8 protein-coding genes and 1 pseudogene are annotated in these 10,547 nt (G+C 67.9%); 8 read left to right on the top strand and 1 reads right to left on the bottom strand.

Annotated features, from left to right (window positions below; translation table 11 throughout):
• From VML93_RS00300 to VML93_RS00275, 6 genes and pseudogenes are all read left to right on the top strand, one after another.
• A pseudogene (locus VML93_RS00300) lies at positions 1 to 243 on the top strand (hypothetical protein); the annotation flags it as partial.
• Positions 240 to 1,739, top strand: coding sequence for an AMP-binding protein (locus VML93_RS00295; protein ID WP_325606452.1), 1,500 nt, complete (start codon positions 240 to 242; stop codon positions 1,737 to 1,739). The pseudogene VML93_RS00300 and the gene VML93_RS00295, both read left to right, overlap by 4 nt.
• A gap of 11 nt (positions 1,740 to 1,750) precedes the next feature.
• Entirely contained in the window at positions 1,751 to 2,884 is a 1,134-nt protein-coding gene (locus tag VML93_RS00290; RefSeq protein WP_325606449.1) for an acyl-CoA dehydrogenase family protein, read from the top strand.
• The gene (locus VML93_RS00285) at positions 2,884 to 3,822 is read left to right on the top strand and encodes an acyl-CoA dehydrogenase family protein (RefSeq protein ID WP_325606447.1); all 939 of its coding nucleotides are present in this window, start codon (positions 2,884 to 2,886) and stop codon (positions 3,820 to 3,822) included. Before VML93_RS00290 ends, VML93_RS00285 begins: the two co-directional genes overlap by 1 nt.
• Positions 3,823 to 3,871: 49 nt before the next feature.
• Positions 3,872 to 4,822 (top strand): acyl-CoA dehydrogenase family protein, encoded by a 951-nt coding sequence (locus VML93_RS00280; protein WP_325606445.1) that lies wholly within the window; start codon positions 3,872 to 3,874, stop codon positions 4,820 to 4,822.
• Positions 4,819 to 5,985: a pyridoxal phosphate-dependent aminotransferase gene (locus VML93_RS00275; RefSeq protein WP_325606444.1), complete on the top strand. Its 1,167-nt coding sequence runs from the start codon at positions 4,819 to 4,821 to the stop codon at positions 5,983 to 5,985. The genes VML93_RS00280 and VML93_RS00275 overlap by 4 nt, the downstream gene beginning before the upstream one ends.
• On the opposite strand, the gene VML93_RS00270 is transcribed toward VML93_RS00275, so the two are convergent.
• Complete coding sequence (locus VML93_RS00270; protein WP_325606441.1) at positions 5,950 to 6,801, bottom strand: arylamine N-acetyltransferase; 852 nt, start codon at positions 6,799 to 6,801, stop codon at positions 5,950 to 5,952. The genes VML93_RS00275 and VML93_RS00270 overlap by 36 nt on opposite strands.
• A gap of 173 nt (positions 6,802 to 6,974) precedes the next feature.
• On the opposite strand from VML93_RS00270, the gene VML93_RS00265 reads away from it, so the two are divergent.
• Positions 6,975 to 10,196 carry a Kelch repeat-containing protein gene (locus VML93_RS00265; protein ID WP_325606439.1) on the top strand — a complete coding sequence of 1,074 codons (3,222 nt, stop codon included), beginning with the start codon at positions 6,975 to 6,977 and terminating at the stop codon, positions 10,194 to 10,196.
• Between the two features lie 9 nt (positions 10,197 to 10,205).
• Positions 10,206 to 10,547 (top strand): hypothetical protein (locus VML93_RS00260; RefSeq protein WP_325606436.1); only part of this gene is annotated, 342 nt, incomplete at its 3' end.

Raw genomic sequence — 10,547 nt, 5'->3', positions numbered from 1 at the left:
GGCGCCGCGCTGCGGCAGGCCGGCCTCGCGCCCTGGACGCTGCTGCCGCTGGGGCCGCTGTGGGCCTTCGAGCCGCCGGGCGGTGGCGGTGCGGCTTACGACCGAAACGAGTGGCTCGTCGAAGCGATCGACGGCGAACTGCGGCTGTCCACCGTCGGCCCGCGCGCCACCCGCTTCGAGCGCCTGGCGCTGGGCCAACGCGGCAGCGTGGCGGCCGACGGCCGCGTGGTGCTGGCGCGATGAACGCCGCGCTGCACTCGCTGACGCTGGGCGAGATCCTCGAAGAACACCGGCGTGCACGGCCGATGCAGCTGGCGGTGGTCGACGAAGGCCGGCGCTGGACCTACCCGCAGCTGGCCGAGCGCGTGCAGCGCCTGGCCAACGCGCTCGAGGACGCCGGCGTGCGCCGCGGCGAACGCGTGTTGTGGCTGGCGCAGAACCACTCGGGCCTGCTCGAGGCGCTGGTCGCCTGCGGCCAGATCGGCGCCCTGCTGTGCCCCGCCAACTGGCGCCAGAGCGCGGCCGAGCTGGCCTTCGTGATCGACGACCTCGAGCCGCGCCTCGTCGTCTGGCAGGCCGACGAGATCGGCGACGCGGTGCGGGTCGCGCGCGAGATCGCGCGCCACCGCGAAGCGCTGTGGCTGCCGCTGCACGGCGCCGGCGGCTGGGACGATTTCATCGCCGCCGCGACGTCCGACCCACGCGATCGCGCGCCCGATGCCGGCGACCCGGTGCTGGTGATCTACACCGCGGCCTTCGGCGGCCGGCCCAACGGCGCCATGATCAGCCAGCGCGCCATCGCCTGGCAGGACCTGGCGCTGATCGACATCCAGGACCTGAGCGACGAGACCCGCTTCCTCAACTCGGGCCCGCTGTTCCACGTCGGCACGCTGATGGTCACGCTGGCGGTCTTCCACATCGGCGGCACCAACGTTTTCATGCCACGCAGCGACAGCCGCGCCATCGCGCGCCTGATCCACGACGAACGCTGCACCTACGCCTTCCTGATGCAGAGCACCTGCCACGAGCTGGCGGCGCTGAACCGCGACGGCGACTACGACTTCGGCTGCCTGCGTTCGGCCAGCGTCAGCCCCGAATGGGACGCGATGGTGCAGGTGCAGGACGCGCGCAACCTGTTCGGCTACGGCCAGACCGAGGTGATGGGCCCGGTCGCCTGGAGCTACTACGGCTGGGGCCACAACCAGGGCCGCCATGGCCGCAGCGGGCCGGTGGCGCAGATCCGCATCCTCGACGAGACCGGGCGCGAACTGGCGCCGGGCGAAGTCGGCGAGATCTGCGTGCGCGGCCCGACGGTGATGAACGGCTACTGGCGCCGGCCGGAACTGAACGCGCAGCGCCAGCGCGGCGGCTGGCATCGCACGAACGACCTCGGCCGGCGCGAAGCCGACGGCTCGCTGAGCTTCATCGGCCCGAAGCTGCAGATGATCAAGAGCGGCGCCGAGAACATCTACCCGGCCGAGGTCGAGGCCTGCCTGCGCGCGCATGCCGCGGTGGCCGACGCGGCGGTGATCGGCGTGCCCGACGAGCGGCTGGGCGAAGTGGGCCGGGCGTTCGTAGTCCGCCGGCCGGGAGCCGGCCTCGATGAGGAGTCTGTGATTGCTTACACCCGTGAGCATTTAGCGAATTTCAAAGCACCCCGCTCGGTGCGATTCGTCGACGAGTTGCCGCGCAACGCCGGCGGCAAGGTGCTCAAACCACAACTGCGAGAGATGGCCTGAATGGACCGTAAATGGACTTAGCATTCGACGAAGAGACGCTGGCCTTTCAGGCCGAGGTGCGGGAGTTCCTCACGGCCAACCGGCAGTCGATCCCGACGAAGTCCTACGACAACGCGGAAGGCTTTGCCCAGCACCGACATTGGGACCGGGTGCTGTTCGATGCCGGCCTGTCCGTCATCACCTGGCCGGAGAAGTACGGCGGCCGCGATGCCCCACTGCTGCACTGGGTGGTGTTCGAGGAGGAGTACTTCCGCGCCGGGGCGCCGGGCCGGGCCAGCGCCAATGGCACTTCGATGTTGGCGCCCACCCTGTTCGCGCACGGCACCGACGAGCAATTGGACCGGATCCTGCTCAAAATGGCCAGCGGCGAACAGATCTGGGCCCAGGCCTGGTCGGAACCGGAATCCGGCAGTGACCTGGCGTCGCTGCGGTCCACCGCCACCAAGACGGACGGCGGCTGGCTGCTCAACGGGCAAAAGATCTGGAGTTCGCGAGCACCGTTCGCCGAGATGGGGTTTGGGCTGTTTCGATCCGACCCCGCGGCAGAACGGCATCACGGGCTGACGTACTTCATGTTCGACCTGAAGACCAAGGGCATCACGGTTCGGCCGATCGTTCAGCTCGGCGGCGACACCGGCTTCGGTGAGATCTTCCTGGACGACGTCTTCGTGCCTGACGAGGACGTCATCGGGACCCCGAATGACGGTTGGCGCGCGGCCATGAGCACGTCGAGCAATGAGCGGGGTATGTCGCTACGCAGTCCGGCGCGCTTCCTGGCCGTGGCAGAACGATTAATGCAGCTGTGGAAGGACTCTGGCTCGCCCCCCGAGTTCGCCGACCGGGTCGCAGACGGATGGATCAAGGCCCAGGCTTACCGGCTGCAGACGTTCGGCACGGTGACCAGACTGGCCGGCGGCGGGGAGTTGGGTGCCGAATCGTCGGTGACGAAAGTGTTCTGGTCCGACCTCGACGTGGAACTGCACCAGACCGCGCTGGATATCCGGGGGGCCGACGGCGAGCTGGCCGGCCCCTGGACCGAGGGTCTGCTGTTCGCGCTGGGCGGACCAATCTACGCGGGTACCAACGAGATTCAGCGCAACATCATTTCCGAACGACTGCTGGGCCTACCCCGGGAGAAGCGCTGATGGAATTCGCACTGGACGAACAGCAGCGCGACTTCGCGGCCAGCATCGACGCGGCGTTAGGTGCCGCCGATCTGCCCGCCGCGGTGCGCGCATGGTCCGCCGGCGACGTCGCGCCGGGTCGCAAGGTGTGGGAACAGCTGGCCAACCTCGGCGTCACCGCGCTGACGGTGCCGGAGAAATTCGACGGCATCGAAGCAGACCCAGTTGACCTGGTGGTGGCACTCGAACGTCTGGGACGCTGGTGCGTGCCGGGTCCGGTCGCTGAATCCATTGCTGTCGCGCCCGTTTTGCTCGCCAGTGACGATCGCTGCGCCGGGCTGGCTTCCGGGGAGCTGATCACCACCGTCGCAATGCCGCCCCAGGTGCCGCGCGCGGTCGACGCCGATACGGCCGGGCTGGTGCTGCTCGCCGGCGAGCACGGGGTCACCGAGGGCGCGGCAGGCGAGTGCCACGAGTCCGTCGACCCCAGCCGCCGCCTCTTCGACGTGACGGCAACCGGCGACGCGTGGCAGGCGGACGTGATGCGCGCCTACGACTTCGGCGCGCTGGCCACCGCGGCGCAACTGGTCGGCGCCGCCGAGGCATTGCTGGCCGCCAGCGTCGACTATGCCAAGCAACGGTCTCAGTTCGGCCGGATAATCGGCTCCTACCAGGCGATCAAGCACAAGCTCGCCGACGTCCACATCGCGATCGAACTGGCCCGCCCCTTGGTTTACGGCGCGGCACTGTCGTTGCAGTCCCGGGATGTGAGTGCGGCTAAAGTGGCAGCGGGCGAGGCGGGTCTGCTCGCGGCCCGCTCGGCGTTGCAGACCCACGGCGCCATCGGATTCACCCAGGAACATGACCTGTCCCTGTGGCTGCTTCGGGTGCAGGCACTGCGCTCGGCGTGGGGTACGCCGGAGGTACATCGGCGACGGGTTTTGGAGGCATTGCAATGAGTCGCGCCGACGACGATGCAGAGCGCAGCGATGAAGAGGAGTGGCGCAGATGAGTGAAGAACGGGAGATGCTGCGAGAAACCGTCGCTGCGTTGGTTGCCAAGCACGCGGATCCGGCGGCCGTGCGGGCGGCAATGGAGTCCGACCGCGGCTACGACGAAGCACTATGGCAGCTGCTGTGCGAGCAGGTCGGCGCCGCCGCGTTGGTGGTACCCGAGGAGTTGGGCGGCGCCGGCGGTGAACTAGCCGATGCCGCAACGGTTTTACAGGAACTCGGGCGGGCGCTGGTGCCTTCCCCGCTGCTGGGCACCACGCTGGCCGAGCTGGCCCTGCTGGCCGCGCCCGAACCGGACGCCGAGACGGTGGAAGCGCTGGCCGGCGGTACCTCGATCGGGGCACTGGTTCTGGATGCCGACTACGTCGTGAACGGGGATATCGCCGACGTCGTCGTCGCCGCCAGCGACGGCCGGCTGACCAGGTGGACACGATTTCGCGCCGAGCCCGTCGCCACCATGGACCCGACCCGCAGGCTGGCCCGGATGCAGCCCGAAGACACGGCGGCGTTGGGATCCGACCCCGGCCTGGCCGACGCTGCGGCCATCCTGCTGGCCGCAGAGCAGATCGGCGCCGCCGAACGCTGCCTGGAGCTGACCGTCGAATATGCCAAGAGCCGAGTGCAGTTCGGCCGGCCCATCGGCAGCTTCCAGGCCCTCAAGCATCGGATGGCCGACCTGTACGTCAAGATCGCGGCGGCCCGCGCCGTGGTCAACGACGCATGCGACAAACCCACACCGACCAACGCCGCAACGGCGCGCCTGGCCGCCACCGAGGCGCTGTCCGCCGTGGCGGCCGAGGGGATCCAGCTGCACGGTGGCATCGCGATCACCTGGGAACACGACATGCATCTGTATTTCAAACGCGCACACGGCAGTTCGCAACTGCTGGCCTCGCCAATCCAGTTGCTGCGCCGACTGGAGACTGAGGTACTGCCGACATCGTGAACGATCGGGTGGCACTTCGCGCCGGCATTCCGCCGTTCTACGTGATGGATGTCTGGCTGGCTGCCGCGGAGCGCCAGCGCACGCACGGCGACCTGGTCAACCTGTCGGCCGGCCAGCCGAGCGTCGGCGCCCCCGAGCCGGTGCGGGCGTCGGCGGCCGCCGCGCTGCATCTCAACCAGCTGGGTTACACAGTGGCGCTGGGTATTCCAGAGCTGCGGGCGGCGATCGCGGCGGATTACCAGCGTCAGCACGGAATCGAGGTCGAATCCGACGCGGTCATCGTCACCACCGGATCGTCGGGCGGCTTTCTGCTCGCCTTCCTGGCCTGCTTCGACGTGGGCGATCGGGTCGCGCTGGCCAGCCCCGGCTACCCGTGCTACCGAAACATCCTGTCGGCGCTGGGATGTGAGGTGGTGGATATCCCGTGCGGGCCCGAGACCCGGTTCCAGCCCACCGCGCAGATGCTCGCCGAACTGGACCCGCCGGTGCGCGGCGTCATCGTCGCCAGTCCCGCCAACCCCACTGGAACGGTCATCCCGCCCGCCGAATTGGCAGCGATCGCGTCCTGGTGCGACGCCTCCGGAGTGCGGCTGATCAGCGATGAGGTCTACCACGGCCTGGTCTACGAAGGTGCGCCGCAGACCAGTTGCGCCTGGCAGAAATCACGAAACGCGGTGGTGGTCAACAGCTTTTCCAAGTACTACGCGATGACGGGCTGGCGGCTGGGGTGGCTGCTGGTACCGTCCGAGCTGCGCCGAGCGGTGGACTGCCTCACGGGTAATTTCACCATCTGCCCGCCGGTGCTGTCCCAGATCGCCGCGGTGGCGGCTTTCACCCCCGAGGCCACCGCCGAGGCCGACGGCAACCTGCGGCACTACACGATCAACCGCTCGCTGCTGCTCGACGGCCTGCGCCAGATCGGCATCGACCGGTTGGCACCCACCGACGGCGCGTTCTACGTCTACGCCGACGTCTCGGACTTCACCACCGACTCGCTGGCATTCTGCTCAAAGCTGCTGGGCGACACCGGCGTTGCCATCGCGCCGGGTATCGACTTCGATACTGCGCGCGGCAATTCGTGCGTGCGGCTGTCCTTCGCGGGCCCGACGAGCGACATCGAGGAAGCGCTACGCCGCATCGGTCCCTGGTTGCGCGGTCGATAGCTGCTCGAGGCGTGCTTCCAGCGCGCTGCGCTCGCCGAGGTCGTCGACGTTGATCCCGAACCGCTCACTGAGGGTGTCGACGACGGCCGCGGCGTCATCGAGCAGGATCTTCTCGGTCTCACCCGCTCGGTGAATGGTCAGGTGCCGGTCGGCCAGGTTCCACCGGGCGTCGTCAGTGACCGCCGCCGCTAACAGGTTCGTCACGAAGTGCGACGACGGGTTGGTCGACACAAACCAGCTCCCCAGCCTCAGATCGATCATCGGCGCCGTCCTCGTGCTGAATTCGTACAGCGACTGCCATTGGTCACGGACTTTGGCCTGCAGGACCAGCCCGTCGCCGCGGTCCTCGAGGCGATACGGCTCGTGCGTGGTGTGCTGGACGCCGCCGGTTTCGAAACGGATCGGGGACGTGGGCGTCTGCCCGCCGAAGCCGACGTCGACGAGATAAGGCCCCTGCGAGCCGGGAAAGGTGACCGCCAGCAGCGTGTGGGTCTGTGCCGGCACCGGCGAGCCGGGCGGGGCCATCCACACCACGCGCGCGGTCAGTCTGCGCACCCGAAAACCGAGTTCTACCAGCACGTGACCCATCAGTCCGTTTTGCTCGTAGCAGTAACCGCCGCGACGCCTGTGCACCAGCTTGTCGATCAGCGCCGCCGGGCTCAAATCGTCTACCGGCACTCCCATCAGCGGATCAAGATTTTCGAACGGAATGCCTCGAGTGTGAGCGGTGACCAGCTGCCGCAGTACTTCCAGGCTCGGCTCGACGGCGCCGCGATAGTCGATGCGGTCGAAGTAGCCGGTCAGATCCAGTGCCATACGGCCATTCTGGCCCCATCCGGGTGCAAGCCCATCTCAGCAGGTCAGTCGCCGTGCCCGCGGCGTCCGACACGGTACCTGCGAACGTTCGCCGATCCATACACCGGGGAGTTCACTGGCGCTACTCTTAACCTCGCGAATGATCTATCGCCGGGGAGGGTGAGCGCCAAGATATGACTGAAGGACCCACGGCCGACGGACCGGCACGCCCGTCAAACGGGCTGGCCGAAGAGCTGGCAGCAGCCGGATTCGAGGACGCCCAGCAGGTGGCCCGGGGCGGTGCCGGGGTGATCTACCGCTGTTACGAGACGGCGCTCGGCCGAAATGTCGCAGTCAAGGTCCTACCATCACATTTCGACGAAGACAGCCGGGAGCGTTTTCTGCGTGAGGGCTACGCGATGGGCGGGCTGTCCGGGCACCCGAACATCGTCAACATCCTGCGCGTCGGCGTGACCCCCAGCGGCAAGCCCTACATCGTGATGCCCTACCACTCCGCGGATTCGCTGGCGGTGCGACTGCGCCGGGAAGGGGCTCTCCCCTGGCACGAGGCCTTGCGGATCGGCGTCAAGCTTTGCGGGGCATTGGAAACCGCACACAAGACCGGCACATTGCACCGCGATATCAAGCCCGCGAACGTGCTCATCAACGATTACAACGAACCACTGCTGAGTGACTTCGGGATCGCGCACATCGAAGGCGGATATGAAACCGCGACCGGGTTCTTCTCCGGCACAATCGACTACACCGCGCCCGAGGTGATGACCGGTAATCCGGCGACCGTCACCTCCGATATCTACTCACTCGGCGCGACCATTTATGCACTTATTTCGGGCGCGGCCGCGCACGGGCGCAGGAGCGGCGAAGATCTCATCGCTCAGTACCTGCGGATCAGTACGAGCCGGGTCCCGGACATGCGTCCCGAGGGCATCCCGGAAGCGGTGTGCGCGGTCATCGAGAAGGCGATGTCGATCGACCCGGCCGAACGCCCCGCGTCAGCCGAGCAATTCGGCCGCGAATTGCAGCAAGCACAACGTCACATCGGTTTGAAACCCGATTCGATGGCGATCACGAACACCAGCGTCGAGGCGATCCGCGCGTCCACCGCGTCAACACCGGTGATTCAGCCGCCCTCGGCCCCGCCCGGCGGACAGACCGCGGCGATGCAACCGCCGAGTACGGCCACGTCGCACATTCCCGCGTCTACGCAACACCTGCCAGGCCCGAGCGGTGACACCTCCGCCATCCAACGGCCGATCGGCGGCGAGGCACCACCTGCCGGTCAAGACGAGTTTTCCCAAGCGGCCAGCATCTTGCGCGGCGGACCCGGCCAGCGACCGCCGCCGCCCGCGTCGCCGCCGACGGGCGTGACCGAGCCGGTGCGACCGACCCCGGGCCCGCCCGGCGTCGTGCCCCCACCGCCGAGCTTTCCACCGCCACCGACGCCGTCGGGTCCGGTCCCGCCCGGCGGCAAGAAAGCGGGCGTGGCGGGATGGTTCACGGAGCCGGGAAAGAAATGGAATCGCATCGCGATGGCCGTCACGGCGGTCCTGGCGGTGATCGCGCTGGTCGTCGGCGCTCTCTGGCTATTTTCGCCCAACAAGAGCGATCAGGCCGCTACCAGTCAACCCAGCGCCCCGCCGCCGGCCCAATGGAAGCCGATAACGCCTGCGCCCGTCGCACGCGACGCCGCGGCGAGCACCCAGACCGACGGCACGATCTGGATCTTCGGCGGCATTCGCACCGACGGCGCCGTCACCCCATTGCATGAGGGCTACGACCCCGCCCCCATCGACGCCTGGAAGACGGCCGCCGACCTGCCGGCGGGGGTTCAACACGCCATGGCGGTGACATGGCAGGACAACCCGATCGTGCTCGGCGGCTGGAAGATGGAGAACGGCAAAAAGGCTGCGACAGATAAGGTTTGGCGAGTAGTCAACGGCCAGTGGGTGGAACTGCCGAAGCTCTTGCAGCCGAGGGCGGCAGGCGCAGCGGCATCGGTCGGCACCGGCCCGGCCGAGCGCATCATCGTCACCGGCGGTGTGGACTCCAACGGCGCACTGCTGAACACGACCGAGATCTTCGACGGCAACACCTGGACTCTCGGCGCGCCGATACCGACCCCGCGGCAGATGCTGGCCGCGGCCTCGGACGGAAAACTGATGTACGCGGTCGGCGGCAGCAACGGGAGCAGCGACCTGACGACGGTCGAGGTGTATGACCAGACCGCGAAGGCGTGGACGACATCGGCCCCGCTTCCCCAAGCACGCAGTGACCTCGGAGTGGCTGTCGCCGACGGACGTCTGGTGGCGGTCGGGGGCTTGTCGGGAGGGCTGGTCCTCAAGAGCGTTTCGGTGTTCGATCTGATGACGAAAGCCTGGGACGCCCTGCCGGACATGGCCACCGGGCGGCACGGTATGGCCGTCGACGCGGTGGCCAAGTCCGTCTACGCAATCGGTGGGTCGACCGCGGCCGACGACAGCCAGGTCGTGTCCGCGGCGGAGGTGCTGGCGCTGCCGGCCCGCAAGACGCAGCCCGGGTCGCAGTGGCGTACCCTGCCGAACGCGCCGACCCCGCGGTTGATGATGGCGTGGACAGTGCTCAACGACAAGATCTGGATCATGGGTGGGCTACGGAGCGGTGCCGAGCCCCTGCAAATCGTCGAGAGCTATGACCCGAAGACCGGGGCCTGGGAAACGGGCCCGCCGTTGCCCATACCGCTGCATCACGCTGCGGCGGCAACCTACCGCGGCGAGGTGGTGGTGCTCGGAGGTGCCACCGACAGCCTCGCGCAGGGTTCCGACAAGGTCTTCGCGCTGCGGGGCGGCAGCTGGGTGCCGTTGCCGAGCCTCACGCACGCCCGGGCGGCACCGGCGGCGGCGGTGGTCGGGGACAAGCTCATAGCTTTCGGCGGGCAGAACAACAAGCAGCTGGTCAAGCCGACCGAGGTCTTCGACGGCAGTTCGTGGAAGGACGCCGCGGACATGCTGACCCCGCGTGAGCACCTGGCGGCGGTGTCGGACGGCACCTATGCCTACGCGCTTGGCGGGAGGTTCCTGGCCGCCGACAAGAACACCGCTGAGCTGGACCGGTTCGACCCGGCATCGGGAAGGTGGACGAAGCTGGTGGGCATGCCGACTCCGCGCGGGAGCTACGGCGCCACCTACATCGACGGCCGGATCGTAGCAGTCGGCGGCGAGGCACCCACTCAGGTGCTGAACGTGGTCGAGATGTACGACATCGCCGAAAACAAGTGGAGGACGCTGCCCCCGATGCCGACCTCGCGTCACGCCGAGGTGGTCGCCACGGTCGGCAACACCGTGTACGTGATCGGTGGTGCGGCCCGGCCGTCGCACGAAGGCCCCATTGCCACGGTCGAGGCGCTGGACTTCATGTAGCTTCCCGGCATGACCAGTTTTATGGAACTGCCACCGGCGGATCAGGAAGCGATCGGCGAGACGCTGCTGACGCTGTTGAAGTCGTTCGACGACCGCAACGCGGAGCCGTTGCTCGGGGTGTATTCCGACGATGCCGACTGGGTCAACGCCTTCGGGACGGTCAAGCGGGGGCGCAACCAGATCGTCGAGTATCTGCGGGGTTTGTTCAGTGACGACAACTTCAATCGCGGTGAGCTGGCCGGTCCCCCGGAGACAAGTTTCAAGGTGCTGACCCCCGAAGTGGTCCTGGTCTCGGCTCATCTGCAGGTCAAAGGCCAGGGGCTGGTCGGCGGCGGGACGCTGGACCGGGAC

Source organism: Mycobacterium sp. (assembly GCF_035499775.1).
Lineage (GTDB): Bacteria > Actinomycetota > Actinomycetes > Mycobacteriales > Mycobacteriaceae > Mycobacterium.
This window is presented reverse-complemented; position numbering and strand designations above follow the sequence as displayed.